This is a genomic window from Rhizobium sp. NXC14 (genome assembly GCF_002117485.1).
Taxonomy (GTDB): Bacteria; Pseudomonadota; Alphaproteobacteria; order Rhizobiales; family Rhizobiaceae; genus Rhizobium.
Window position 1 is genome coordinate 3,542,390 of record NZ_CP021030.1, and the last position, 25,617, is coordinate 3,568,006.

A 25,617-nucleotide genomic window follows, 5' to 3' on the forward strand; every position below is an offset into this window, starting at 1 on the left:
GACGTTATACCTTCTCGACTTCCGGCCGTCCCAGGATGCCCGTCGGCTTGAAGATCAGCACGAAAGCGAGGATGGCGAAGGTCGCCACATCCTTATACGCGATGGTGAAATAGGCCGACCACAGCGATTCGATCAGGCCGATCATCAGCCCGCCGAGAACGGCGCCCGGCAATGAGCCGATGCCGCCGAGAACGGCTGCGGTAAACGCCTTCACACCCGGCGTGAAACCATCGGCGAACGAAGCGACGCCATAATACATCAGATACATCGTCCCGGCGACGGCAGCCAGCGCCGCCCCCATGACGAAAGTGATCGAGATCGTCTGGTCGACATTGACCCCGAGCAGCGCCGCCATCTTGCGATCCTGCTCCGTGGCGCGCTGGGCGCGGCCAAGCGCAGTATGATTGACGATATACCAGAAGACGGTCAGCAGCACCGCCGTGATCAGGATGATGATGATCTGCTTCAGCGACACCGAGATGTTGCCGAACTGGTAAACCGAGCTCACCATCGGCGGAATCGGCTTGTTGCGCGGTCCCTGCGTCACCTGGATGAAGTTGGACAGCACGATCGACATGCCGATTGCGGTGATCAACGGTGCAAGGCGGAAGGATCCGCGCAGCGGACGGTAGGCAACACGCTCGATCGTCCAATTCCACAAGCTCGTCATCAGCATCGCAACGACAAGCATGGCCAGCAGCAAAATTGCCACCGGGAGACCTGCGAAGATGGATGTAAGGACGAGAAAGACGATAAGAGCGGCGAAACCACCGAGCATGAAGATGTCGCCATGGGCGAAATTGATCATGCCGATAATGCCATAAACCATCGTATAGCCGATAGCCACGAGGCCATAGATGGATCCGAGCGTCAGCCCATTGAAGAGCTGCTGGACGAAATACTCCATATGTCGTTTTCCCCTGGATGCGAGCCGAGGATGCTGCATCTCTTTTTGGTTATTCGGCTCCCCGTTCAAGGAACCTCATGGGCCGCATCCATACCGGTTTCGTTGAAAATGTGAAGACAAAAAGGGGCTACTCCAGCAGATTCTTGTTCGAACAGGCGTAAATGGCGCATTTTGAACCAGAATCCACAGAAAATCGGCAAAGCCCGACCCATTTTTAGCCAAAATCCTCTGCCGGCTTAACCATCCGGCAAGCGCGCCTTCGATTTCCTGCGTCGCTTCCCACGTAAGCTATTCCGCAAGGCTGGAAGAAAGCGCAAATTCAACCCTTGAGCCCGCAGTTTTTGCGAATGGTTTTTCACATGCAAATGCCGCCATCCTCGACTGACAGCTGCATGAACTTATGGTAGCATCAACTATCTGCGTTTTCGGGGTTCGGGGCGCGGCGAGAACCACCATATCGATATCTGGTGCGACAGGGATGGTTGACGACGAGCGACAGCGGGCGCTCGCGGCGCGGCGAACGGCAAAGGACAATGCTGACCACATTTGAAAAGGCGGCGCTCGAAGCCGGTAAGGCCATCATCGCGGTTTTGCGCGAAGGCTTTCCCATCGCCATGAAGGCGGACGCAAGTCCGGTTACGGTTGCCGACGAGGAGGCCGAACGCATCATCCTCGCCCATCTCTCCAGGGATTATCCCGACATACCCGTCGTGGCGGAAGAGTCGGTTGCCGCTGGCAACGTGCCCGACATCAGCGGCCGGGGCTTCTTCCTCGTCGACCCGCTCGACGGCACCCGTGAATTCGTCGACGGACGGCAGGAATTCACCGTCAACATCGCCTATATCGAGAACGGCGCCCCGGTCGCCGGGATCGTCTACGCGCCGGCGCTCGGGCTCGCCTTCTCAGGAGAACGCGGCCGTGCCGAAAGGCTTGATGTCACCGAGGATTTCACCATTAGGGCACGCACCGCAATTGCCGTGCGCGAGCAGCCGGACGATCGGCTGGCACTTGCAAGCCTTCGTCACAACAGCCCGGAGACAGGAACCTTCCTCGCCGATCATGCGATCTCCAAATGCACCAATATCGGCTCTTCGCTGAAATTCTGCCTGCTGGCGGAAGGCAAGGCCGACGTCTATCCACGCTTCACCCGCACGATGGAGTGGGACACCGCGGCCGGCGACGCGGTGCTGCGCGCCGCCGGAGGGTCGACAGTGACGCTCGACGGGGCGCTGCTGACCTATGGCAAGACGGGGGCGGCGGCGGATTTCGACTTTGCCAACCCCAACTTCATCTCCTGGGGCGGCAGGAAACGCGTTCTCGAACCCGCGTGACCATCCAGGCATTCGGCAAATGCCGTGATAGCGCGATGCCGCCCGTTATGATGTTCTGCGCCTGCCGCGGCATTCCCTACCGCGCTCGATCGCACAGCACACCCTCGCACAAATTGGAAAGCGATTTGGCCGGGGCGGTCGCGTGATTCCGGCCGGCTTGCCTCTCCATCGCTCACAGTTTGGAGCTTGTCGATTCGGCCTTGATTTTGTCATATTCTGACACACTTTGAGAACGGCCGAACATATCCGGCAAAAAAATTCACGTCGGAATTCGTTAAAAATGCCGTCAGCCGACCGTCGGTCGCGTGTCGAAACAACACGAGGACAGCCCCATGGAAGCCATGGCCAAAGGCCTAGAAACCTTGACGAAATTGTAATTCTTAACGAAATATCATGAGCTTGCCTCAACTTAACGCAGGTGCGAAAGATTTGTTGCGATGCGATATTTCTCTGGACACCATTACACAATTGTCGCATTTTTCCGTTTTAGTAGGGTTACCAACACCTGAGTGCAGCCCTGGTCACAGGGCAAACCATTGATCGCCTATTGCCGCCGCGCCCCTCGAAGACAACAGAGTACGATCCTTGAGCATCACGGAATTAAACAACACCATTTCGACTGATTCCTTCCGACCGAGCCGCCGCCAGCAGCCGAGCTTGAAGATTCAGACCCCTGTTATCCACAGCGATGCCTCCCAGGCGCCGTGGATGGACCTCGCCCTGAAGCGGGCGTTCGACATAGTTTCGTCGTTGAGCGCCCTCCTCGTCCTCGCTCCTTTCCTTCTCCTCATAGCCCTGCTGATCAAGCTCGACAGCCCAGGACCGGTGCTGTTCAAGCAGACCCGCTGGGGTAAGAACTGCAAGGCCATCAAGGTCTACAAGTTCCGTTCCATGCGCACCGATCTTTGCGATGTCTCGGGCGTTGCCCAGACGGTGAAGAACGACCCGCGCATCACCCGCATCGGCGCTATTCTGCGCCGCACGAATATCGATGAGTTGCCGCAGTTGTTGAACGTGCTGTTGGGCGACATGTCGGTCGTCGGTCCTCGCTGCCATGCAATCGGCATGCGCGCCGGCGGCATGCTCTATGAAGAGCTCGTACCCGAATATCATCAGCGCCATGCGATGCGCCCCGGCATGACCGGTCTTGCCCAGATGCGTGGCCTGCGCGGTCCGACCGATCGTCCCGCCAAGGCGCGCGCCCGCATCGCTTGTGATCTTTATTATGTCGGGAATTTCTCGATTTTGATGGATATGCGAATCATCGCCGGGACCGTCGTATCCGAACTAACCGGCGGAAAAGGCTTCTAAACTTTTGTGAGAAAGGGCCGGCTGCCCCAGGGCGGCCGGTGCCGTTCTGGCGATCTCCTGCGTGCGGTTGACCGTATATGGCTTGGACATCGCGCTCTTCAGATAACCATCGACCGCGTGCGACGAGAGATCGAGAATGATCGCAATCTCATCGCTGCTCGTGCGTTTCGCCGACAACGCAGCTCTTCGATCTGGCGCCGGCTAGACGTTTCCGGCAAGCCATCTTCCGGATTGCTGTTGCGTGAGAGGCGGTCCAGAATCTCACGCAGCCATAGCGCATTGCCACAGAGTACTCCCGTGCCGACATCGCTGCCCGAGTAGCGAAAATGTATTGCTTCCGGTCAGTGTCGTGCAATGCGAAGGGATGTTCAGGCCGGACACCTGGAACAGCGCGTCGAGGCGGCAATTTTCCTGATTGGCAGCACCGCCCGCAATCGATCCATCCTCGCAGAAGATCGGCGGAACCGTACGCTTCATCGGCGTCACCGGTCTGATGCCATAGAAGAGATCGACGTGCTCGTGAGAGCCGGCAAGATTTTTTTCGCTCGTTCACCGGCCACTCCGGCACCTAAATTTGTTATCAAAGTCTTACGTTGGGCTTAGGCAATTTTTAAATGTGGCAGGCTAGAGTGGCGCTCGTGGTCTTGCGTTGTGTAGAGAGTCCAATGACCGAAATGATACGTCCCCGAGTGAAATATGTCATCGGCCCCGATGGCAGCCCCCTGACCATCGCGGACCTTCCGCCGCCCAATACGCGGCGCTGGGTAATCCGCCGCAAGGCAGAGGTTGTCGCGGCTGTTCGCGGTGGCCTGTTGAGCTTGGAAGAGGCCTGCGAGCGTTACACGCTCACGGTCGAAGAATTTCTTTCCTGGCAGTCGTCGATCAACAGCCACGGCCTCGCCGGGCTGCGCACCACCCGCATCCAGCAGTATCGCCACTGATCACGCGCCATTCGTCGCCACTTATTTCGGGCCCGACGCATCTCCCATCAGGGAATGAAGAAGGCCCGAAATCATTGACGAGGCCGCGTAGCACCAGAGGCCGGGCTGCGTGAAGGCATCCGCCAACCCCGTTGTCTTCGCCGCCGCAATGACGATCGCGACAAGCAGTACGTCCATCATTGACCACTTGGACAGATGCGGCACGACGCGACGATAGAAGAGGCTCCCGGCCCCGCTGCCGGCAGCCGTCGCTTCCGCCGCAATCCCGATCATCTTCAGAAACGGAAGCACGATCGAGACCAGCGCGACGATCAGCGCCAGCAGCCCATCTCCGCCTTTCCAGAGCGAGACGACGATTTCGATGAGCGACGGAGTCTGATCGAAGAAATACAGCGTCTCGAAACGGACCAGCGGCAAGATCAGGCCAAGCGCCAGGAGGAACGGCGCTGTCACGAGAAGAGCAGGGCGGACGATCGAAAGCGCGCTCATTCCCAAAGACCTCGCGCAAATCCGACATTTTTCATGAACACTGCGTCTCCCTGAGGATCTGTTCCACCCGCTTGGCACGACCGCGCCGCCGTGTCACCGTCGGCTGCAATAAATATCTGAGTACGAGGAAAGACGATGGATATCCGAAATGAGGAAGGCGAATCCGGCGGCCGTTATGCCGTGGATGTCGAGGGACACGAGGCGGAGATGACCTATTCACGTGCGTCGCCGAAGCTCGTGATCATCGATCACACGGCGGTTCCCGATGCCCTGCGTGGCAAGGGCGTCGGCCAGGCATTGGCGCTTCACGCGGTGGGAGCGGCCCGCGCCGGCGGTTGGAAGATCATTCCGCTCTGTCCGTTCTTCAAGGCGCAAGCACAACGTCATCCGGAATGGCAGGATGTCGTGAACTGATTCGCGACGCTTGAAGCGGTCGTCGCGTGGAGCGGCGGCGTGCGGACGCAAAACAAGGGAAACACCAAAAGCCATGTATGACGGACGGCACGCCCATCATACATGGCTTCTCTCTGGCGAATCCCGGGGCGCCGACGCCGGCGCCCGCATTTTCTCTCAGGCCCTGGCGGCGCGGGCGCCGCTGTCACGTTCTTCCAGCGCCGTCGCCCTTGCAAATTCCGCCTGCATCTCCTCAAGCGCCAATTCCAGCGCCTCTTCCTGCATCTTCAGTTCCTTGATTGAAACCTGCAGGTTGTCGGCCCGCTGACGCGCGGCCTTGGCGAAGGTCGGATAAGCAAAGTGATTCGGGTCGGATATACCGGACTTCTTTTCCTCGACGACGATCTGGCTCTCCAGATCCTTCGTCATCCGTTCGAATTCGGACATCATCATCTGCAATTGCTGCAATTGACGTCGTTTTTCGTTCACCTGAAACTCTTTCAGGCGAACGAGACTTTCTCGCGACTTCATACGCATTACTCCCGTGATGCGAGACCCCGGCTCAACTTGAAAACCGCCCTGCGCGCCGCTTTGACACGGTTTGCTAAAAAATTTCCTGCGATATTAACAAAAACCTACCGCTGGTAACCTTTCGTTTACGGGCATCGTTAATGATAGGCCCGATGATTTAAGGGTCGGTAAATGCCACGGCATGAAGTTCGAACCTTTTCATTGGCGAGTCGGATGAATCACTTAGCGCTGTTTCCTAATGTTAAAGTTGAGGAACGCCTTTTTGAGATTCCTATTGGAAAACAGAGAAATGGAAAAATTATTTAATAAATTCGATACTCCTTGCCAGAGTGAATTAGAATTTGTTAACCATTTCGTGGCAGCTTCCAAATCACGTAGCTTGTTCGGGTAGCGTGTTGGGGGCCAGACCACCTTTCGGCGGCGGTAAAGGGGATAATTATGCGGGTACTTCTCATCGAGGATGACAGCGCTACGGCGCAGAGCATCGAATTGATGCTCAAATCAGAAAGTTTTAATGTTTACACCACCGATCTCGGTGAAGAAGGCGTCGATCTGGGCAAGCTGTATGATTACGACATCATCCTTCTCGATCTGAACCTGCCCGACATGTCCGGATATGAAGTGCTCCGCACTCTCCGGCTTTCCAAGGTCAAGACACCGATCCTGATTCTGTCGGGCATGGCAGGCATCGAGGACAAGGTTCGCGGCCTCGGCTTCGGCGCCGACGACTACATGACCAAGCCGTTCCACAAGGACGAACTGGTCGCCCGCATCCACGCTATCGTTCGCCGCTCCAAGGGTCACGCCCAGTCGGTCATCATGACCGGCGAGTTGATCGTCAATCTTGACGCCAAGACTGTCGAAGTCGGAGGCCAGCGCGTCCACCTGACGGGCAAGGAATATCAGATGCTGGAGCTGCTGTCGCTTCGCAAGGGCACCACGCTCACCAAGGAAATGTTCCTGAACCACCTTTACGGCGGTATGGACGAGCCGGAACTGAAGATCATCGACGTCTTCATCTGCAAGCTGCGCAAGAAGCTCGCCAACGCCGCCGGCGGCGCCAACTACATCGAAACCGTCTGGGGCCGTGGTTACGTTCTTCGCGAGCCGGATGGCACCGAATATGCGGAAACCGCTTGATCTTCCGATCCCCCTTATCGGATGAAGAAATCCCGCCCTTTCGGCGGGATTTTTCGTTTGTACCGCCGGCGCTGCCGTCGCATTAGAGGGAGCCCGCTTGATCTGGTCGAATAGGCTGATATCCCGGTCAAGGAAAAGCGCAGCGTCAGCCGGAGCCCGGCGGCGCTTTCGGCACTATGCTCGGGGACGGCCGATGCGGCCGGGAAGAAAGCTGCTGTCAGGCAGCAATCGCGCGGTTTCCGAAAACCGCGGTTAGGATCTTACGATCGAACGGCTTCAGCAGGAAATCGGTGGCGCCGGCTCGTTTACCCGCCATCAGCTTCTTTAGATCCGCCTCGATAACGCAGTAATAGATCTTGACCTCTTTGCCGCCGTCCATGGCGCGGATGGCCGCGATGAGATCGAGCGCACCTTCCATGCCGGAATCGACGATCAGGTATTCCGGCAACTCTGTCTGGCAGCGCTGCAGCGCCTCGGCGGCATTGGAGGCCTCGCTGACGAGAAAGTCGAGTTCGGAGAGAATGCGCTTGCCGACCTTACGGACAATATCCGAATTATCGGTGATCATGAACCTTTGCATGACTGCTCCTTTCCCCGCATTCGTCGTAACGAGGGGTCTTCCACAACCTAAGAGAATAGGTCCATCAGGCTAAGGAATCGTTACCAGACGGGCGAGAGCATGCTGCTGCACCCGAAAATCAGACCGCAGCAACCGTCGCAGTAAACACCAGTTCGTCCGGGCTTGCGCTGTGGTCAAGCGTCATTCCGCACTCCTCGGCCAGAAGCACGGCGTAGTACGGCTGGATCGAATGGGCGTCGATCGCTTCCTCGATCGTGCCCGTCGATATCTCGACGAATTTCGGCGGCAGACGCATCAACTTGCCTTTCGCCGTCAGCGTGAACTTGGCGTCGAATTCGGGATTTTCGAGCGTTACCTCGAGCACCCCGCCGCGCGGAATCGCCGAATAGGCGACGAGGAAGAGGTTGAGCAGCAGCTTGACGCGGTTCTTGGCGACGATGGCACGCGGTCCATTCCAGATCACCTCGGTCTTCTTCTCGGCGAGTGCAAAATCCTTCGCGGCCCGCTCGGCCTCGCCGGTATCGATCGAGGCCCCGACGGATCCGGAGGCGCCGAAGGCGAGGCGCGCGAATTTCAAACGGACCGAGGCGTTGAGCGCACTGGTGCGGATCAGATCCATTGCATCGGAATCAGCGCCGCCTTCATCCAAGAGTTCCAGGCCGTTGTTGATCGCGCCGACGGGCGAGATGACGTCGTGGCAAACGCGGCTGCAGAGAAGCGCGGCCAGATCCGGGCCGGACAGGGTGAGGTTCGGGTTCTTGGACATCATCGTCTCCTGAAAGGCGGCAATCTCATCGCGCCCGCAAATATGCTTCATCAAAATTGCGCGAAGTTTGCGATCGTATTCCGCGCCATAATGACACCATATTTGGTAAACCGATTGTTAAGATCATCGGCGCAAAATGCAGCAATCGACGCGAGCGGGTGCCCGCTCCAGCCAAACGACGAACGGATGACATCATGCGCCCTCGATTTCCGCACCGATTCATTGGCTTCTGCAGGTTGCTTTCGGCCCTCGTCTTCTCCTCGCTGATGATTGCCGCGCCGGCCGCCGCCCAGAACAACGGGCAGTATACGATGCAGGAAATCATCGATACCGGCCACTCCTTCTTCGGCTCAGCCAGTGGCGGCCTTGCCAAGGTGGTCGAGAGCGCCTTCCAGAAATACGGCCTGCCGAACGGTTATATTCTCGGGCAGGAAGGCGGCGGCGCCTTCATCGCCGGTCTCACCTACGGCGAGGGCCAACTCAACACCAAGAATGCCGGCGAGCATCCGCTCTACTGGCAGGGCCCGTCTCTCGGCATCGATTACGGCGGCCAGGGTTCGCGCGTCATGATGCTGGTCTACGACCTGCCCTCTATCGACGGCATCTATGCCCGCTTCGGCGGCGTCAGCGGTTCGGCCTATGTGATCGCCGGCTTCGGCATGACGGTGCTGAAAAACAATGACGTGCTGGTTGTGCCGATCCGCACCGGCGTCGGCGCCCGCCTCGGGGTCAATGTGGGTTATCTCAAGATCACCCAAGCGCCGACCTGGAACCCCTTCTGAGGCCGTAAAGCGGCAGGAATCGGCCGCCGCCGGCGCCGGCGGCCTTGCCATGCGTGCCATGCCTCTTTAATCATCGCGGCTGACCCCGCATTAACTGTCGAACCGATGGCCGCGCCGTGATCGAATACGCTCTCTTGTTCGGATTGGGCTTCCTGACCGCGGCCTTCCTCGTCTTTCTGGTTTCGCCGGCCGTTCACCGCCGCATTGTCTGGTATACCGAGAACCGCCTGAAGGCGACAATGCCCCTGAGCCCGCAGGAGGTTCGCGCCCAGAAGGATATGGTGCGCGCGCTTCATGCCGCCGAAAATGCCCGCACCACCCAGGACCTTCTGCGTGAGCGCGAGAAATCCCTGTCTCTCCAGCTGCGCCACGATGCGCTCGCCGTCGATGCCGGCAGGCTCGCCGCCGAGATTGGCGAATTGCAGGCCCAGATCGGCGAGATGCACGTCGAGGCGGCCGAGCAGCGCTCGCACCTGCGTAAGGATGAGAGCTATATCAGCCAACTGAAGACCAATCTGCATATTGCCGAACAATCCGCCGCCAACAAGGAGGCCGAACTGACGGCAATGCGGACGCGGCTGAGCAAACTCAGCGAACAGGCCGACGGGCTGAGAATCGATCTCGCCGCGCGTGAGACCGAAGCGGAAAGCCTGAAATTCCGCGCCAACGCGTTGTGCGACGAACGCGACACCTTGCGCCAGGACGTCAACTTGCTGCAGAAGCGGGCTAGGGATGTCGAGCAGAAACTGACGCAGCAGCAGCATTTGGTGATCCGCCTGGAGGACAAGGCTGCGCGCGAAAGTGCTTCCGCCTCCGAGAAGGAAACGCAGCTCGCCCGCCGTCAGCAGGAGATCGCCAAGTTGAAGGAGCAGTTGAAAGCCGCCAATGCCGAGATCCGCAAGATCAACCGGGTGCTGCGCGACGCCGGCCTGGCCAAGATAGCGGCAGAACTACCGACGGAACTGACAGTCGAAGACACGACCGCATCCGTGCTCGACATGGCCGCTGTGACGGCTGAGATAGGCGAGGATGTCCGCAAGCGCAGCGCCGCCCTTGCCGAACGCTTGCAGAAGGCAAAGTCCGTCACCGGACGCGATGGCGCGATCCGCGAGGAGATCGCCTCGATCGCCGCCAACATGGTGGCGCTGACCGCACTCAACGAAGGCCCTTCGTCGCCGATCCGCGCGCTACTGCCGGATGCCGGCAACAAAAATCCGAGCGATCGCGTCAGTCTTGCAGACAGGGCGGCCGCCATCATCGCCAATCCGCTGCGTTAAAGCTCATAGCCGCCCCATGGCGGAGGCCATGGAAAACAATGCGATCCCTGTCGCAGTTGCCGCGTTGAGACTATCGAGCTCGTCCGATTGGGGAATGCGCGCGCTCTGAAACCGCGCCAGCAGCGCCTCCGGCAAGCCCTCCCCCTCCGTGCCGATGACGAGCGCCATGCGTGCCGCAGCGGGAATGGCGCGGATGTCGGTCTTTCCGTGCGGCGAAAGCGTCCAGATGGCAAAGCCCCGTTGGGCAAGCGTCCGGAGCAGGTCCAGCGCCTTGCCGCCGCGCCGGTGCGGAACGCTAAGCACCGAGCCGACCGACACACGTAACGCCTTGCGATAGAGCGGATCGCAGCAGGTTTCGTCGAGCAACACAGCATCCGCCCGGAAGGCAGCAGCATTGCGAAACATCGAGCCGGCATTGTCGTGGTTGGAAATGCCGCAGCCGACCAGCACCAGCGCCCGTTCCGGCAATGCGTCGAGAAGTGCCGCCTCGCCACGGTCCTCTCGCTTTCCAAGGGCGAGAACGCCGCGATGCAGATGAAAGCCGACGACACCATCGAGCACTTCGGCCTCGGCGACATAAACCGGCACACTAGCCGGAAACCGTTCCAGGATGGATTGCAGGCCGTCGACGCGATTGCGCAGCAGCAGGATTTTCTCGGCCGAGAAGCCGCGACGTGCCGCATGCGCCTCGACGAGCATGCGCAGCACGACAGTGCCTTCGGCGATAAAGCGGTTTTCCCGGCCCGTCAGGTCACGCTCTCTTATATCGCGAAACTCGGCGATGCGTGGATCGTTGGCGCTGTCGATGACGATCGGGGCGACCATCCCGCCTCAATTTCCCCCGACGGTGACGTCGGCGACCGTGCGGCCGGTCCTCAGATCGAATACCAGCGCCTTCCTCGTGCCTTCAACCGTTTCTCCATAGAACAGCATCTGTCCCGCCGAAAACGAGGTGGACTGCACCTTGAACCCGAGAGGCAGGGAGAGGCTCGCCGCAAGCGGTGCATCCGCAGGCACGCCGGAGGCTGCGGCAGTGGACGCAGTCTCCTTGGGCTCGCGCATCGTCTTGTAGACAACAGCGCCGAAGACCGCCATAAGGCTGACGAACATGATGGCGCCGGAAACAATCTGCAGGCGGACCATCTTGCGCCGGACACTTTCCATCGCCGGATCAAGGGGCTTCTCTTCCTGGTCGTCTGGCTCGATTGCTGTCATCTGTGCGTTCCGTTCTAAAAATACGTCGGAGAAGAAGCGTCTTGAGCGACCCCTTTAAACAAGCAGCCGGCATTAGAAAAGTCCTGACCGCCGATGAAACCGCCGAAGGCCGGCTCGACGCCTGGCTGACGGCGCAGGTCGGTGAGGATTTTTCCCGTAGCCGCATCAAGGCGCTGATCAAGGAGGGGCTGGTTTCTTTGAGAGGCGAGCAGGTTACCGATCCGCAGCGCAAGGTGCGCGTCGGCGACAGTTTCGAGATCACCCTGCCCGAGCCGGAGGACCCGACCCCAAAGGGTGAAGATATCCCGCTCGACATCCTGCATGAGGACGATGACCTTATCGTCATATCGAAACCGGCGGGTCTGGTCGTCCATCCCGGCTCTGGCAACTGGACAGGAACGCTGGTCAACGCGCTGATCCATCATTGCGGCGATACGCTCTCAGGCATCGGCGGCGTGCGCCGTCCCGGCATTGTCCATCGTCTCGACAAGGACACGACAGGCGTCATGGTCGTCGCCAAGAACGACGTCGCCCATCGCCACCTCTCGCTTCAATTTGCCGACCACGGCCGCACCATGCCGCTGGAGCGGGCCTATCGGGCAGTCGTCTGGGGCCGTCCCCGCACTCTGTCGGGAACAATCGATGCGCCTCTCGGCCGCGCCACCGGCGACCGCACCCGCCGGGCCGTCAAGCGCCCCGACAGCCAGGATGCGGACGCGGCGATCACCCACTACGAAGTAATCGAGCGCTTCCAGGAAAACCCTGACGCGACCGCGCTCGCTTCGCTGGTCGAGTGCCACTTGGAAACCGGTCGCACCCATCAGATCCGCGTGCACATGGCCCATATCGGTCATCCGCTCGTTGGCGACACCGTTTATGGCGCCGGCTTCAGGACCAAGGCCAATCTTCTGCCCGAAGAAATCCGCAAGATCGTCAACGGTTTCCGCCGTCAGGCACTGCATGCCTTCATGCTGCAATTCGAGCATCCCCGCACCGGCGAACTCATGCATTTCGAATTGCCGCTGCCGGACGATATGATGAAACTGGTCGAAGCTTTGCGACGATAAAGGCGGTCCGGGATACCGCTCTCGCCGCCTCACACCTGCGTGAGCAGCACCTTGAACCGCCGTTTCGCCATACTTATCTGTATATGGACTTAGTGCGGGCTTGGAACAAAAGCCGCACGTCCCGGTTCGCCTTTTAACGCGGGGGCGCGTTTCCATCGGGAACCGGAATTCACTTTAGGAGGGTGCAATATGGCCCGAAATACCTTGCCGTCCATTACCGCCGGCGAAGCCGGTCTCAACCGTTATCTAGACGAAATACGCAAGTTCCCGATGCTGGAGCCGCAGCAGGAATATATGCTGGCCAAGCGTTATGCCGAGCATGGCGACCGCGACGCTGCCCATAAGCTCGTCACCAGCCATCTTCGCCTCGTCGCGAAGATCGCGATGGGCTATCGCGGCTACGGCCTGCCGATCGGCGAAGTTGTCTCCGAAGGCAACGTCGGTCTGATGCAGGCCGTCAAGAAATTCGATCCCGAACGCGGCTTCCGCCTCGCCACCTACGCCATGTGGTGGATCAAGGCCTCGATCCAGGAATACATCCTGCGGTCGTGGTCGCTGGTGAAAATGGGCACGACGGCCAACCAGAAGCGCCTGTTCTTCAACCTGCGCCGGCTGAAGGGCCGCATCCAGGCGATCGACGACGGCGACCTGAAGCCGGAGCACGTCTCGGAAATCGCCACCAAGCTGAATGTCTCGGAGGAGGAGGTCATCTCGATGAACCGCCGTCTCTCCGGCGACGCTTCGCTGAACGCGCCGATCAAGGCGGCCGAAGGCGACAGCGGTCAATGGCAGGATTGGCTTGTGGACGACCACGACAGCCAGGAAGACGTGCTGATCGAACAGGATGAGCTCGAAACCCGCCGGCGCATGCTGGCAAAAGCAATGAGTGTTCTGAACGAACGCGAGCGCCGCATCTTCGAAGCCCGCCGCCTTGCCGAGGATCCGGTGACGCTGGAGGATCTCTCGGCCGAGTTCGACATCAGCCGCGAACGCGTCCGCCAGATCGAGGTCCGCGCCTTTGAAAAGGTGCAGGATGCTGTCCGCAAGGAAGCCCTGGAACGCGCCAAGGCCATTCGCGTCGTCGAAGCCACGGCCTGATAGAACTGAACTGACGGTTGGAAACGCCACCTTCCGGATGCGGGAGGTGGCGTTTTTGTTTTGTGGCGGGCGATGCCGGCAGGAAGGACGTTGAAGGGCGTGCCGTGCAGCCCCCTCATCCGAGCCTTCGGGCCACCTTCTCCCCCTGGGGAGAAGAGGAGAAGAAAGCTGCTCGCCCTCATATCCAAAAGGAATGCTTTAAGAAAGACAGGACGCTGCCACGATTCCCTTCTCCCCCGCGGGGAGGTGCCGGCAGGCGGATGAGGGGGCCGGTGGCACAACGCACCGAGACCCACTCACTGGCTCGTCGAGACATCCCCGAGTGCAGTCCACTCCTTGATGGCTGTATTGAAGGCATCCGTTCCCGTACCACCCTTCTCCATCGTCAGCAGCGCACGGCGGCCGTTGCGGTAGGTGATCGGAATATCGATCCAGTTGCGGGTCGACAGCAGATCGAGATTGGCCTTGCGCGCATCGGGATAGTCGTTGAGCGCGATCATGTGAAAATCATCCGTGATCTTGGCCGGAACCGCGATCAGCGCATCGCCGCGATCCTGCTCGGTGCGCTTCATCGAGATGCGCTGGACGCTTTCGATGCTGCCGCCTTCAAAATTGGGCGGCACCGAAAAGACGATCTCGACGAGATGGCTCGCCGGAAGCGACGGATCGGAATTGCGCTTGAAGGTGACGAGAGCCGAGAGGTTGCGCTCGGGAACGGTGACATTGCCTTGTACCGTCGCTTCCTGCCGGCCGTCCTGGCCGGCCTCGTGCTGGACGGTCCAGACGACTGTTCCCTCGATCGCCGTCGGCGAGCTCTGGCCGATACGCTCCTCATAGAGGAACATTTTTTCCGACGAACCAACCGGCGCAGCCTGCTGCGGCGATGCCGCAGGACCGTTGGGCGTCAGCGTTTCGGGCGGGGCCGCATCGCCTTGCGCACTGGCCGCCGGCGTATCCGCCGCCGCGACGTTCTGCTCGGCCACCGATTTTCCTTCAGCCGTCGGCGTTCCCGGCACCGTCGCCGGGCCGCTGTCGACTTCGGTCCCGTCGGAAAGCAGTCGTTGCGTGAATTTGGAATTGGCCGCCGCGCCGTCATTGTTCAAGGACGCTACTTGCTGGTTAGGCTGTGCCGGCGCCGGCGGCGTATTCTGTGCTTCTGGTGCGGCTGGCTGGGCTGGCGTCGGCGCGGGCTGGGCCGGCGTCTCGGAGCCCGCCGGCGTCATTGCCGCCTCGTTCCTCGTAGCCTGCGACGGTGCCGAACTGACAAGCCCATCGACCATCGCCACCAGCGCTTCTCTGTTCACCCAGCCGGCATAGGCGCCGCCACCGATCAGGATAAGCGCGAAGAGAAGAGTAATTATCGTGCCGATGCCGAAGCGGCGGCGCTTCGGTTCCATGCGGAAATTCTTGCCCTGCAGCTTCGAGGCGACGATCTGATCGATATCCATCGCCGGGTTGGCGTCGTCATCGTCAGTGGCGATCGGGCCGCGGCGGTCATAGCCCCGCAGCGCCTTCGCTTCGCGCCATGCCTCGCTCGGCGCGCCGGCGGGAGGTGTAGGCTTGCCGTCGTGCACCTCCGCAAAGACATCAACGTCGTCGAAATGCGAGGACACCGGCGTCTTCTTGTCGGTGCCCGCCTCGAGCGGCGGCAGGTCGTCGAAGGCAGCCTTCTCCCAGGAGAAAGCTTCCTTGGCGGCCGGCATGACAGCGGCGGGCGCCATTTTTTCGAGGCTCGATATCACGTCTTCGAAGGCACGCGCCGAAGCGTCGGCGGTAACTGGCGCCGTTTCCGAATATTGGCGGAGCTCCTCTTCGGCCCATTCGGTCTCCGCATCCTTGGGCGCCGGAGCCGGCGTCTCGACGGCAGGCTCGGCCCAGACAGGATCGAAATGTCCCGCAGCATCCGCCTGCAGCGGCTGCTCGCGGCTATGTTCGACGAATTCCTGGGCACGATTGAAATCGGCGACCGGCTCCACGAGCCGGTTGGATGCATGCTCTAGGCCGCGTGTGATCGGCTGAAACGACTCGATGGGCTCGTAAGCGGCCTCGGCCTTGGGCTCACGGCTTTCCGCCATCGCCGGTTCGGCCGCGATCTCCTCGGCCTCCACGGGATGCTCTTCATCGGCACGATGCTCGTCGGCTTCCTCGTAAGAATGATCGGCAGGTGGCGTTTCGAAGCCGTGATGTTCCGGCTGCATTTCTTCGGCGGCGACGTCACGCGCCTCGCCGGCATGCCATTCCTCGGCCGGAGCCTCCTCCTCATGCGAGGGATGCCAATAGGTCTCGGCGGGTGCAGCTGTCTCAGCGGAAACAGGTGTTTGTGCGGCCTCAGCTTCCGCGGAAAGCGGCTCCTCGGCCGCGACCTCTTCCTCAGTTTCCTGCCGTGTGTCAGCTTCATGGTGATCCGGCTCATGGGCGGCGTCGGCCGTCGCCGGTTCCACATCGGCTTCACCGGCCGGCTCGCCGACAGCGGTCTGGGGCGCAGGCGGCAAGGTGCTTTCGTCAGGAACCGCTTGTTCTTCCAAGGTTTCCGGCGCAGCACCGGCGCCGACCGTCTCCTCGAGGGGCAGCGCTTCGGAGTTTTCAGCCTCCACTTCGCGGATGGCGGCCTCGAGCTTTTCGAGCTGGCGTTGCAGCATGGCTTCCGGCGGACGCGGCTTCATGTTCTCGAGCTGCCGCTGCACTGCACCGCGAGCACGTTCGTAGACTTTCACCCGCATCTCGGGGGTGTTTTCAGCCAAGCCGTCGACGGCCCGCCGAATAACTGCAATAAAATCCGCCATTCTTACTTTCTCAAGAAGTCCGACCTTCTGCCGAACTGTCCTCCACAGTGGGCCGTGACCTTAATCCTCAAACGGATCGGTCACAAGTATCGTGTCGTCTCGCTCCGGGCTGGTGGAAAGGAGCGCGACCGGCGCCCCGATCAGTTCCTCGACTTGGCGAACATATTTGATCGCCTGTGCCGGAAGATCCGCCCAGCTGCGGGCGCCGACGGTCGATTCCTTCCATCCCTCAAGCGTGACATAGATCGGTTCGACCCGAGCTTGCGCTCCCTGGCTTGCGGGAAGATGATCAATCTGTTCCCCGTCGAGCATATAACCGACGCAGATCTTCAGTTCCTCGAGACCGTCGAGCACATCGAGCTTCGTAAGCGCGATGCCGGTAATGCCGTTGGTCGCAACCGACTGACGCACCAGTGCCGCGTCGAACCAGCCGCAGCGGCGCTTGCGCCCTGTCACGGTACCGAACTCATGCCCCTTCTCACCCAGGAACTGGCCAATTTCGTCGGTCAGCTCCGTCGGGAACGGGCCTTCGCCGACGCGTGTCGTATAGGCCTTGGTGATGCCGAGGATATAGCCGAGCGAGCCTGGCCCCATGCCGGAACCGGCCGCCGCCTGGCCAGCCACGGTGTTGGAGGAGGTCACGAAAGGATAGGTGCCGTGATCGATGTCGAGCAGGCTGCCCTGCGCACCTTCGAACAGGATGCGGGCGCCCTTGCGGCGCTCCCTATCAAGCAAAAGCCAGACCGTGTCGCGGAATGGCAGCACCCGATCGGCGATTGAGGTCAGCTCGTCCATGATCGCCTGGTGGCTGATCTCGGCGACTCCGAGGCCGCGGCGAAGCGCATTGTGATGCGTCAGGATACGGTCGACCTTGCCGGAAAGACTGTCGAGATCGGCGAGATCCATGACCCGGATGGCGCGGCGGCCGACCTTGTCCTCATAGGCCGGACCGATGCCGCGGCGCGTCGTGCCAATCTTGGTGCCGCTGTTGGACGCGGCATCCTCGCGCATCGCGTCGAGCTCGCGATGCAGCGACAGGATGAGCGTCGCATTGTCGGCGATGCGCAGATTGTCAGGCGTAACCGTCACGCCCTGCGCCTCCAGTCGGCCGATCTCAGCGATCAGCGCATGCGGATCGACGACGACGCCGTTGCCGATCACCGCCATCTTGCCGGGACGCACGACGCCGGAGGGCAACAGCGAGAGCTTATAGCTCGTGCCGTCGATGACGAGCGTATGGCCGGCATTGTGGCCGCCCTGATAGCGCACGACAATATCCGCACGTTCCGAAAGCCAATCGACAATCTTGCCTTTGCCTTCGTCACCCCATTGCGAACCGACCACGACTACGTTCGTCATCCAACTCTTCCTGTTACCGGCGGAAAACCGCGCACCTGCTCAAACCCGCGCATCTATAAAGCTTTGTTTTTGGGAAAGCGACCCTGTTGTCACAGACGATTGGGCTTTTTACGTGACAAATCAGCAGCCGGCAGTCTATTTCCCCTGGGAAAAATCCGAACTTCGATCGCAAGAAGACGAGGAAGAACGCTCTTGCAAGCCACAGCCTATATCTGCCTCGTCATCGCCACCCTCTGCTGGGGCGGCAACTCCGTCGCCGGCAAACTCGCGGTCGGCCATATCAGCCCAATGATGCTGACCTTTCTGCGCTGGTTCCTCGCCGTCGCGTTCATCGCCATCATATCTGTGCCGCAACTGAAGAAGGATTGGCCCGTGGCGAGGAAAAACCTGCCGCTGCTTCTTTGCTACGGCGCCATTGGCTACACGCTCTTCAACGCCATGCTCTATTCGGCAGTGCAATATACAACGGCGATCAACGTCGCCATCGAGCAAGCCGGCATTCCGATGCTGATCTTCCTGTTGAATTTTTTCTTTTTCCGCACTGGCATCTCGCTGGCGCAATGTCTCGGCTTCGGCATGACGCTGATGGGCGTGGCGCTGACCGCCGCCCATGGCGACCTCGCCACGCTGCTGCAGTTGCAGCTCAACCGCGGCGACGGGCTGATGCTGATCGCTATTGCCGCCTATTCGCTCTACACGATTTTCCTGCGCTGGAAACCGCCGGTCGACTGGCGCACGCTAATGGCCTTCCCTGCCCTCGCCGCCATGCTGACCTCGCTGCCGCTGCTTCTCTGGGAGATCGGCCGCAGCGCTGCGCAGTGGCCTGACCAGGCCGGCTGGAGCATCACCTTCTATACAGCGATCTTCCCCTCATTGCTGGCGCAGATCCTTTATATCAAAGGCGTTGAGGCTATCGGCGCCAACCGCGCCGGTCTCTTCATCAATCTCGTGCCGGTATTCGGAACACTGCTTTCCGTCGTACTGATCGGAGAAAGGCTTCAGTCCTTCCATATGGTAGCGCTGATGCTGACGCTCGGCGGCATCGCAATCGCCGAAAAGGGCCGGCCGAAAGCGTCCGCTCCAACCGTGCCCGCCTCCCCCGTGGATTAGGCTTAACCAAGCTCCAGCGTCGTCACGCCGAAGACGTGTTTCAGCGGGATCGCCGGGGCGGGTCCTCGATACATCCGCATGGTCTCGAACACCGGCTGAAGACCCATGCCTTCGGCAAGTGCAATCGCCTCGCGATTGTCGGCGGGGATATCGATGAAGATCTGAGCGCCCTTTGCCTCGGGGATCAATCCGGCAAGCAGTGCCGCGGCGCTGTCTGCATCGTTGGCGAAAAGCGGGCCGATCTTGTAGCCCTCGTAACAGCGGCGAATCGTGCCGTAACCGCGGATCTTGTGGCTTTTGCGGACTACGGCCGTACGCCGCCCCTTGCGGCTGGTGCACCAGGCGGCGAGGAAGGCATCCCGCGGCTGCGGAAAGATCGCCGCATCATAACGCTGCAATCCTTCCAGGCGTGAGTCCAGCACCGGCTGCGCGACAAGCGTGGAGGCCGGCAAAGAGGAGGCAACACCGCCGTAACGAATGGTGGAATAGGCGGGCTCGAAGCCGGCCTTGCGATAGTTCCCCTGCTGCGCGGCAACGCCGTCGAGACCGATCGTTCGGCCTTCCGCCGTGGCAATCCCCGCTTCCCAGATCGCCTTGCCGTAACCCTTGCCGCGGAAATCCGGGTGGACGATGTAGAGGCCGAGAAAGGCGAAGCTGTCCCCATATTTGACGACCGAGATCGAGCCGACGGGGACTTCACCGATAGAGCCGACGAAAAATCCCGACGGATCGGCTTCGAGGAATGCAAGCGAATCGTCGAGACCCGGATTCCACCCCTCCTGACGCGCCCATTCGAGCACGAGTTCCAATTCGCCGGGCCGCATCGAACGAACGGCAAATTCCGAATTCATGCGACCTTCCCAGATTGAATGTCCCGCAAGTCCATCCCGCCGACGGCAAAGCAATTTTCAGATCACCGCCACCCGATCGCACCGGACGAACGATGGAGAAGCCGCGCCGATGGTCTTGACCACGCGTATAATCGTTTTCGATGCAATGCAGTAAGCTTCGTTTCCGCATTACCATGAAACAATGCCGTTGCAAGCTCAAGAAAATTACTTGGCGCCCAATAACTTCCGGCGCGGATAAATGTCGCGCCGAAATCTCTCGCTTACTCAACCCGGAGGACGGGAAGCATTTCAGCGGAAATTAGCCACTATCGCTGCCCTGCGCCAGAATCAATGGTTGTGCCGTGGCGGGTTTTTCGCGATCTGGCGAAACTCCGACGCACCTTCCAGAACCGCGCCGTCCGACAGCTGCGTCACCGAGCGGCGGTAGATCTGCTGCCATGGCGTGGCATCTGCCGGCACCGGCGGAATACCGTCGCTCCTGCGCCGCTCGATCTCCGCGTCGTCGACCAACATGTCGCAGCGCCCCTGGTTGAAGTCGATGCGGATGATATCGCCGGTGCGAAGCCAGGCGAGGCCGCCCCCGGCAGCGCTTTCCGGTGATGCATTGAGGATCGACGGGCTGTCGGCGGTGCCCGACTGACGCCCGTCGCCGATTGTCGGCAGGCTGCGAATGCCACGCTTCAACAGATGATCCGGCGGCTGCATATTGACGACCTCGGCCGATCCCGGCCAGCCGAGCGGCCCCGCGCCGCGGATGACGAGGATGGTATCCTCGTCGATGCCGAGTTCGGGGTCGTTGATGCGCTTGTGATAATCCTCGGAACCGTCGAAAACCACCGCCTTGCCCTCGAATACACCTTCCCGCCCGGGTTCCAGAAGATAGCGCTGGCGGAAATCCTCCGAGACGACGCTCATCTTCATGATCGCGAAATCGAAGAGATTGCCCTTGAGAACGAGGAAGCCCGCCCGCTCCTTCAGCGGTTCGTCGAATGGCCGAATGACCTCCCGGTCGCTGGCCTGCCGACCGTTGAGGTTCTCGGCCATGGTCCTCCCCGTCACTGTGCGACAATCGCCGTCGAGTTTTCCGGCCTGCAGCAGCTCCCACATGATCGCCGGCGTGCCGCCGGCGCGGTGGTAGCGCTCGCCGAGATAGGCGCCGGCCGGCTGGATATTGGCCAAAAGGGGGATATCGAAGCCGTGCACCTGCCAATCATCGGGATAAAGTTCGACACCGGCATGTTTCGCCATCGCAGCCAGATGCGGCTGCGCATTGGTCGAGCCGCCGATCGCCGAATTGGTGCGGATCGCATTGAGGAAAGCAGCCCGCGTCAGGATATCCGATGGCTTCAGATCCTCGAACACGATCTCGACGGCGCGCCGTCCGGTGCGGTAGGCCATCTGCCCCCGCTCGCGGTAGGCGGCCGGGATGGCGCCACAGCCGGTGAGCGACAGGCCGAGTGCTTCCGCCAGCGCATTCATCGTTGAGGCTGTGCCCATCGTGTTGCAATGGCCAACGGACGGAGCCGAGTCGAGCGCTGCCTGCAGGAACTCCTCCCGATCGATCTCGCCTGCCGCATATTTCCGCCGCATCCGCCAGATGACGGTGCCGGAACCGGCCAGTTCCCCTTCGTGCCAGCCATCGAGCATCGGACCGCCGGAAAGCACGATAGCCGGAATATCGACCGTCGAAGCAGCCATGATCGCAGAAGGCGTGGTCTTGTCGCAGCCGGTAGTCAACACGACACCGTCGAGTGGATAGCCGTAGAGGATTTCGACGAGGCCGAGATAGGCAAGATTGCGATCGAGGGCGGCGGTCGGACGCTTGCAGTTCTCGAAGATCGGATGTGTCGGAAACTCGATCGGTATTCCGCCTGCGTCGCGAATGCCGTCGCGCACGCGCTTGGCGAGCTCGATATGCACTCTGTTGCAGGGCGTTAGATCGCTGCCGCTTTGGGCAATCCCGATGATCGGCTTGCCCGAGCGCAGCTCTTCCGGGGTGATGCCGTAATTCATGAAACGCTCGAGATAGAGCGCCGCCATGTCGATATGATCGGGATTGTCGAACCAATCCTGCGAACGCAGGCGGCGTTTCTTCGGTTGGCGGTCCGTCATCATTATCCTCCCGATCGGCCACTCTTCTCTTCGAAATTTAGAAGCCAAGCGCTGCAGTCCGCCTCACCAACTTCCGCAAGCGCGTCGGCTTTGCCGGTCTTGCTTATCCGGACAGCGGGGCCCGCGCCGATCCTCCCAGCTGCTATCCGCCTTTGATAGTCCCCTCCTCCACGGTTGCAACCGTTTTGATGAACGTAACGCATTTTCATCGGGTGTCACAAAACGATACGGGCGAGAACCGAAGTTCCCGCCCGATTTACTCGACAAAGGAAGGTTGAATTCCGCTTATTCCGCCGCGAGCCGAATGACCTCGGCCTCTTCCTCCTTGTGTTCGTCCGGCTTGTGCTGGATGAGCGGGCGATTGCCCGTCAGCCGCCGCAGCAGCACGTAGAACACCGGCGTCATGAAGATGCCGAAGAAAGTCACGCCGATCATGCCCGAGAACACCGCAACGCCCATCGCCGCGCGCATTTCCGCGCCGGCGCCGGTCGAGACGACGAGCGGCACGACGCCCATGATGAAGGCCATGGAAGTCATGAGGATCGGGCGAAGGCGCAGGCGGCTGGCTTCGACCGCGGCTTCGCGCGGCGTCCGGCCCTCGAACTCCAGTTCGCGAGCGAATTCCACGATGAGGATCGCGTTCTTCGCCGACAGGCCGACAAGGACGACCAGGCCGATCTGGGTGAAGATGTTGTTATCTCCGCCGGTGAGCCAGACGCCTGTCAGAGCGGCCAGGACGCCCATAGGTACGATCATGATGATCGCCAGCGGCAGGGTCAGGCTTTCATACTGGGCGGCAAGCACCAGGAACACCAGCAACAGCGCGAGCGGGAAGACGACGACGCTCGAATTGCCGGCAAGGATCTGCTGATAGGTCAGGTCCGTCCATTCGAAGTCGATGCCAGCAGGCAGCGTCTCGTGTAGGATCTTCTCGATCGCCGCCTGTGCCTGGCCGGACGAGAAGCCCGGCGCCGGCCCGCCGTTGATATCGGCGGCGAGGAAGCCGTTATAGCGGTTCGCCCGCTCCGGACCCGTGCTCGGCTCCACCTTCAGAAGTGCCGAAAGCGGGATCATCTGGCCCGACGCCGAACGAACCTTCAGCTGACCGATATCTTCCGGCTGAGCGCGGAATTTCGCGTCGGCCTGCACACGGACGCTGTAGGTGCGGCCGAAGGCGTTGAAGTCGTTCACATAGAGCGAGCCGAGATAGATCTGCAGCGTCTGGAAGACGTCGGTGACGGACACTCCGAGCTGCTCGGCCTTGGCGCGGTCGAGATCGGCATAGAGCTGCGGCACGTTGATCTGGAAGCTGGAGAACAGCCCGGCGAGCTCAGGCGTCTGGTAGGCCTTGGCAAGCACTGCCTTGGTCGCCTCGTCGAGCGCCTGGTTGCCCAAGCCTGCGCGATCCTCGATCTGCAGCTTGAAACCGCCCGTCGTGCCGAGACCGTTGACCGGCGGCGGCGGGAACATGGCGATGAAGGCATCCTGGATTGCGCCGAATTTCTGGTTCAGCGCCATGGCGATGGCGCCGCCAGAAAGATCCGGCGTCTTGCGCTCCTCGAAATCCTTCAGCGTCACGAAGACGATGCCGGCATTCGAGGAGTTGGTGAAGCCGTTGATCGACAGGCCGGGGAAGGCGATTGCATTGGCGACGCCGGGCTGCGCGAGCGCGATATCGGTCATGCGCTTGATGACGTCTTCCGTGCGATCGAGGCTTGCGGCATCCGGCAGCTGAGCGAAGCCGATCAGATATTGCTTGTCCTGCGACGGCACGAAGCCGCCGGGAACCGTGGTGAACATGCTGTAGGTCGCGCCGACCAGCGCCAGGTAGACCACCATGACGATGCTCTTGCGCGACACCAGGCCGCCAACACCTTTGCCATAGGCATTCGAGCCTGCGCCGAAGACGCGGTTGAAGCCACGGAAGAACCAACCGAAGATCGCGTCCATGAAGCGCGTGAGCCAGTCCTTGGGCGCGTCGTGGCCCTTCAGCAGAAGGGCGGCAAGCGCCGGTGACAGGGTCAGCGAGTTGAAGGCCGAGATGACGGTCGAGATCGCGATCGTCAGCGCGAACTGACGGTAGAATTGACCCGACAGGCCAGAGATAAAGGCGAGCGGCACGAAGACCGCGACGAGCACCAATGCGATCGCGATGATCGGACCGGACACTTCCTTCATCGCCTTATAGGTGGCCGCGCGCGGCGACAGGCCATGCTCGATATTGCGCTCGACGTTTTCCACCACCACGATGGCGTCGTCCACCACGATACCGATCGCTAGCACCAACCCGAACAGACTGAGCGCGTTGATCGAGAAGCCGAAGACATACATGACCGCGAAGGTGCCGATGATCGAGACCGGAACCGCGATCAGCGGAATGATCGACGCGCGCCATGTCTGCAGGAAGACGATGACGACGAGGACGACGAGCGCGATGGCTTCGAGCAGCGTGTCGATGACCTTCTCGATCGAGGAGCGCACGAATTTCGTCGTATCGTAGACGATCTCGTATTTGACGCCCTCAGGCATGGCCAATTGCAGCTGATCCATGGTTGCGCGCACATTGTCGGCGATTTCGATCGCATTCGAGCCGGGCGCCTGAAGGGCGGCAACGGCAACGGCCGGCTTGCCGTCGAGCAGCGACCTTAGCGTATAGTCGGCGGCACCAAGCTCAATGCGGGCGACGTCGCGAAGGCGGGTGATCTCCCCATTGGCCCCCGTCTTGACGATGATGTTGCCGAACTCCTCGGGCGTGCGCAGGCGGCCCTGTGCATTCACGTTGAGCTGCAGGTCGACGCCCGGCTGGCTCGGCGACGCCCCGATAATGCCGGCGGCCGCCTGGACGTTCTGCGAGCTGATCGCGTTGCTGATGTCGCTGGCGGCAAGTTCATGCTCGGCGGCCTTCTGCGGGTCGATCCAGACACGCATCGAATAATCGCCGGCGCCGAAGACCTGCACCTGGCCGACGCCGGGGATGCGGGCGAGCCGATCCTTGATGTTCAAGGTCGCGTAGTTGCGAAGATAGGTGATGTCGTGGCTGTTCCCGTCGGAGACAAGGTTGACGACCATGATGAAGTCGGGCGAGCTCTTGACTGTGGTGATCCCGAGCGCGCGCACTTCCGCCGGCAGGCGCGGTTCGGCCTGGCTGACGCGGTTCTGGACGAGCTGCTGCGCCTTGTCTGGATCGGTGCCGAGCTTGAAGGTGACGGTTACGTTGAGCACGCCATCCGAGGTTGCCTGGCTCGACATGTAGAGCATGTCCTCGACGCCGTTGATCTGCTCTTCGAGCGGTGTTGCCACCGTTTCGGCAATGACGCTCGGATTGGCGCCGGGATAGGTGGCGCGCACGACGACCGACGGCGGCACGACGTTTGGATATTCGGAAATCGGCAGCGCGCGCAGGCCGATCAGGCCGGCAACCACGATGAGGACCGAAAGAACGCCGGCAAAGACCGGCCGGTCGACAAAGAATCTGGAGATGTTCATATCAAAGCCCTCTCCGGGGTGAACATGGATGCAACGTCCCTTTCCGGCGGTTTGGGGAGCCGCCGGCGGGTCCTGTCATTTCGGATAT

The 25,617-nt window shown here is 60.8% G+C and carries 23 protein-coding genes; 10 read left to right on the forward strand and 13 right to left on the reverse strand.

The annotated features are described in order from the left end of the window. Positions 1–4 precede the first annotated feature (4 nt). Complete coding sequence (locus NXC14_RS17410; protein ID WP_064811172.1) at positions 5–907, reverse strand: branched-chain amino acid ABC transporter permease LivH; 903 nt, start codon at positions 905–907, stop codon at positions 5–7. A 533-nt stretch (positions 908–1,440) separates the two neighbouring features. On the opposite strand from NXC14_RS17410, the gene cysQ reads away from it, so the two are divergent. After that, a complete protein-coding gene (gene cysQ / locus NXC14_RS17420) occupies positions 1,441–2,238 on the forward strand; it encodes a 3'(2'),5'-bisphosphate nucleotidase CysQ (RefSeq protein WP_085779194.1) in 798 nt (265 codons plus the stop codon). Between the two features lie 585 nt (positions 2,239–2,823). Next, the gene (locus NXC14_RS17425; RefSeq protein ID WP_085779195.1) at positions 2,824–3,549 is read left to right on the forward strand and encodes a sugar transferase; all 726 of its coding nucleotides are present in this window, start codon (positions 2,824–2,826) and stop codon (positions 3,547–3,549) included. On the opposite strand, the gene NXC14_RS17430 is transcribed toward NXC14_RS17425, so the two are convergent. Beyond that, on the reverse strand, positions 3,526–3,726 hold the full coding sequence (locus NXC14_RS17430) for a helix-turn-helix transcriptional regulator (protein WP_085779196.1): 201 nt from the start codon (positions 3,724–3,726) through the stop codon (positions 3,526–3,528). The two genes, NXC14_RS17425 and NXC14_RS17430, sit on opposite strands and share 24 nt — an antisense overlap. Positions 3,727–4,214: 488 nt before the next feature. Between NXC14_RS17430 and NXC14_RS17435 the strand changes: the two genes are divergently transcribed. Further along, complete coding sequence (locus NXC14_RS17435) at positions 4,215–4,490, forward strand: DUF1153 domain-containing protein (protein WP_007533628.1); 276 nt, start codon at positions 4,215–4,217, stop codon at positions 4,488–4,490. Positions 4,491–4,511: 21 nt separating this feature from the next. On the opposite strand, the gene NXC14_RS17440 is transcribed toward NXC14_RS17435, so the two are convergent. After that, positions 4,512–4,979 carry a paraquat-inducible protein A gene (locus NXC14_RS17440; RefSeq protein ID WP_085779197.1) on the reverse strand — a complete coding sequence of 156 codons (468 nt, stop codon included), beginning with the start codon at positions 4,977–4,979 and terminating at the stop codon, positions 4,512–4,514. 135 nt (positions 4,980–5,114) lie between these two features. On the opposite strand from NXC14_RS17440, the gene NXC14_RS17445 reads away from it, so the two are divergent. Next, on the forward strand, positions 5,115–5,393 hold the full coding sequence (locus tag NXC14_RS17445) for a GNAT family N-acetyltransferase (RefSeq protein WP_085779198.1): 279 nt from the start codon (positions 5,115–5,117) through the stop codon (positions 5,391–5,393). A 156-nt stretch (positions 5,394–5,549) separates the two neighbouring features. On the opposite strand, the gene NXC14_RS17450 is transcribed toward NXC14_RS17445, so the two are convergent. Next, on the reverse strand, positions 5,550–5,903 hold the full coding sequence (locus tag NXC14_RS17450) for a flagellar export protein FliJ (RefSeq protein WP_085779199.1): 354 nt from the start codon (positions 5,901–5,903) through the stop codon (positions 5,550–5,552). Between the two features lie 438 nt (positions 5,904–6,341). On the opposite strand from NXC14_RS17450, the gene ctrA reads away from it, so the two are divergent. Next, positions 6,342–7,043: a cell cycle two-component system response regulator CtrA gene (ctrA, locus tag NXC14_RS17455; protein ID WP_007533606.1), complete on the forward strand. Its 702-nt coding sequence runs from the start codon at positions 6,342–6,344 to the stop codon at positions 7,041–7,043. Positions 7,044–7,260: 217 nt separating this feature from the next. On the opposite strand, the gene NXC14_RS17460 is transcribed toward ctrA, so the two are convergent. Together NXC14_RS17460 and NXC14_RS17465 are read right to left on the reverse strand one after the other, a co-directional pair. Beyond that, on the reverse strand, positions 7,261–7,623 hold the full coding sequence (locus tag NXC14_RS17460; protein ID WP_011426567.1) for a response regulator: 363 nt from the start codon (positions 7,621–7,623) through the stop codon (positions 7,261–7,263). Positions 7,624–7,741: 118 nt separating this feature from the next. Next, positions 7,742–8,389 carry a histidine phosphotransferase family protein gene (locus NXC14_RS17465; RefSeq protein ID WP_085780171.1) on the reverse strand — a complete coding sequence of 216 codons (648 nt, stop codon included), beginning with the start codon at positions 8,387–8,389 and terminating at the stop codon, positions 7,742–7,744. Between the two features lie 194 nt (positions 8,390–8,583). Between NXC14_RS17465 and NXC14_RS17470 the strand changes: the two genes are divergently transcribed. Together NXC14_RS17470 and NXC14_RS17475 are read left to right on the forward strand one after the other, a co-directional pair. Beyond that, positions 8,584–9,171 carry an EipA family protein gene (locus NXC14_RS17470; RefSeq protein ID WP_085779200.1) on the forward strand — a complete coding sequence of 196 codons (588 nt, stop codon included), beginning with the start codon at positions 8,584–8,586 and terminating at the stop codon, positions 9,169–9,171. Between the two features lie 116 nt (positions 9,172–9,287). Further along, complete coding sequence (locus NXC14_RS17475) at positions 9,288–10,448, forward strand: hypothetical protein (protein ID WP_085779201.1); 1,161 nt, start codon at positions 9,288–9,290, stop codon at positions 10,446–10,448. A gap of 3 nt (positions 10,449–10,451) precedes the next feature. Here NXC14_RS17475 and NXC14_RS17480 read toward each other — a convergent pair whose 3' ends face one another. Then, entirely contained in the window at positions 10,452–11,273 is an 822-nt protein-coding gene (locus tag NXC14_RS17480) for an RNA methyltransferase (RefSeq protein ID WP_085779202.1), read from the reverse strand. Positions 11,274–11,279: 6 nt separating this feature from the next. Beyond that, complete coding sequence (locus tag NXC14_RS17485) at positions 11,280–11,663, reverse strand: hypothetical protein (RefSeq protein ID WP_085779203.1); 384 nt, start codon at positions 11,661–11,663, stop codon at positions 11,280–11,282. Between the two features lie 41 nt (positions 11,664–11,704). On the opposite strand from NXC14_RS17485, the gene NXC14_RS17490 reads away from it, so the two are divergent. Both NXC14_RS17490 and rpoH read left to right on the forward strand, forming a co-directional pair. Further along, on the forward strand, positions 11,705–12,730 hold the full coding sequence (locus tag NXC14_RS17490) for an RluA family pseudouridine synthase (RefSeq protein ID WP_085779204.1): 1,026 nt from the start codon (positions 11,705–11,707) through the stop codon (positions 12,728–12,730). A gap of 189 nt (positions 12,731–12,919) precedes the next feature. After that, positions 12,920–13,828 carry an RNA polymerase sigma factor RpoH gene (rpoH, locus tag NXC14_RS17495; protein WP_085779205.1) on the forward strand — a complete coding sequence of 303 codons (909 nt, stop codon included), beginning with the start codon at positions 12,920–12,922 and terminating at the stop codon, positions 13,826–13,828. Positions 13,829–14,124: 296 nt separating this feature from the next. On the opposite strand, the gene NXC14_RS17500 is transcribed toward rpoH, so the two are convergent. Both NXC14_RS17500 and NXC14_RS17505 read right to left on the reverse strand, forming a co-directional pair. Further along, the gene (locus NXC14_RS17500; protein WP_085779206.1) at positions 14,125–16,611 is read right to left on the reverse strand and encodes a hypothetical protein; all 2,487 of its coding nucleotides are present in this window, start codon (positions 16,609–16,611) and stop codon (positions 14,125–14,127) included. Positions 16,612–16,671: 60 nt separating this feature from the next. Then, the gene (locus NXC14_RS17505) at positions 16,672–17,970 is read right to left on the reverse strand and encodes an adenylosuccinate synthase (RefSeq protein ID WP_085779207.1); all 1,299 of its coding nucleotides are present in this window, start codon (positions 17,968–17,970) and stop codon (positions 16,672–16,674) included. Between the two features lie 192 nt (positions 17,971–18,162). Between NXC14_RS17505 and NXC14_RS17510 the strand changes: the two genes are divergently transcribed. Further along, the gene (locus NXC14_RS17510) at positions 18,163–19,080 is read left to right on the forward strand and encodes a DMT family transporter (protein WP_085779208.1); all 918 of its coding nucleotides are present in this window, start codon (positions 18,163–18,165) and stop codon (positions 19,078–19,080) included. 2 nt (positions 19,081–19,082) lie between these two features. Here the strand turns inward: NXC14_RS17510 and NXC14_RS17515 are convergent, their stop codons facing one another. From NXC14_RS17515 to NXC14_RS17525, 3 genes are all read right to left on the reverse strand, one after another. Next, on the reverse strand, positions 19,083–19,931 hold the full coding sequence (locus tag NXC14_RS17515; protein ID WP_085779209.1) for a GNAT family N-acetyltransferase: 849 nt from the start codon (positions 19,929–19,931) through the stop codon (positions 19,083–19,085). A gap of 327 nt (positions 19,932–20,258) precedes the next feature. Beyond that, a complete protein-coding gene (locus NXC14_RS17520; protein ID WP_085779210.1) occupies positions 20,259–22,043 on the reverse strand; it encodes an IlvD/Edd family dehydratase in 1,785 nt (594 codons plus the stop codon). A 285-nt stretch (positions 22,044–22,328) separates the two neighbouring features. Next, positions 22,329–25,529, reverse strand: coding sequence for a multidrug efflux RND transporter permease subunit (locus NXC14_RS17525; RefSeq protein ID WP_085779211.1), 3,201 nt, complete (start codon positions 25,527–25,529; stop codon positions 22,329–22,331). Positions 25,530–25,617: the final 88 nt, after the last annotated feature.

Coding starts and splice junctions, on each gene's coding strand:
- NXC14_RS17410 (WP_064811172.1), bottom strand. CDS start 907: ATGGAGTATTTCGTCCAGCAGCTCTTCAATGGGCTGACGCTCGGATCC.
- cysQ (WP_085779194.1), top strand. CDS start 1,441: ATGCTGACCACATTTGAAAAGGCGGCGCTCGAAGCCGGTAAGGCCATC.
- NXC14_RS17435 (WP_007533628.1), top strand. CDS start 4,215: ATGACCGAAATGATACGTCCCCGAGTGAAATATGTCATCGGCCCCGAT.
- NXC14_RS17440 (WP_085779197.1), bottom strand. CDS start 4,979: ATGAGCGCGCTTTCGATCGTCCGCCCTGCTCTTCTCGTGACAGCGCCG.
- NXC14_RS17445 (WP_085779198.1), top strand. CDS start 5,115: ATGGATATCCGAAATGAGGAAGGCGAATCCGGCGGCCGTTATGCCGTG.
- NXC14_RS17450 (WP_085779199.1), bottom strand. CDS start 5,903: ATGAAGTCGCGAGAAAGTCTCGTTCGCCTGAAAGAGTTTCAGGTGAAC.
- ctrA (WP_007533606.1), top strand. CDS start 6,342: ATGCGGGTACTTCTCATCGAGGATGACAGCGCTACGGCGCAGAGCATC.
- NXC14_RS17460 (WP_011426567.1), bottom strand. CDS start 7,623: ATGCAAAGGTTCATGATCACCGATAATTCGGATATTGTCCGTAAGGTC.
- NXC14_RS17465 (WP_085780171.1), bottom strand. CDS start 8,389: ATGTCCAAGAACCCGAACCTCACCCTGTCCGGCCCGGATCTGGCCGCG.
- NXC14_RS17470 (WP_085779200.1), top strand. CDS start 8,584: ATGCGCCCTCGATTTCCGCACCGATTCATTGGCTTCTGCAGGTTGCTT.
- NXC14_RS17480 (WP_085779202.1), bottom strand. CDS start 11,273: ATGGTCGCCCCGATCGTCATCGACAGCGCCAACGATCCACGCATCGCC.
- NXC14_RS17485 (WP_085779203.1), bottom strand. CDS start 11,663: ATGACAGCAATCGAGCCAGACGACCAGGAAGAGAAGCCCCTTGATCCG.
- rpoH (WP_085779205.1), top strand. CDS start 12,920: ATGGCCCGAAATACCTTGCCGTCCATTACCGCCGGCGAAGCCGGTCTC.
- NXC14_RS17500 (WP_085779206.1), bottom strand. CDS start 16,611: ATGGCGGATTTTATTGCAGTTATTCGGCGGGCCGTCGACGGCTTGGCT.
- NXC14_RS17505 (WP_085779207.1), bottom strand. CDS start 17,970: ATGACGAACGTAGTCGTGGTCGGTTCGCAATGGGGTGACGAAGGCAAA.
- NXC14_RS17515 (WP_085779209.1), bottom strand. CDS start 19,931: ATGAATTCGGAATTTGCCGTTCGTTCGATGCGGCCCGGCGAATTGGAA.
- NXC14_RS17520 (WP_085779210.1), bottom strand. CDS start 22,043: ATGACGGACCGCCAACCGAAGAAACGCCGCCTGCGTTCGCAGGATTGG.
- NXC14_RS17525 (WP_085779211.1), bottom strand. CDS start 25,529: ATGAACATCTCCAGATTCTTTGTCGACCGGCCGGTCTTTGCCGGCGTT.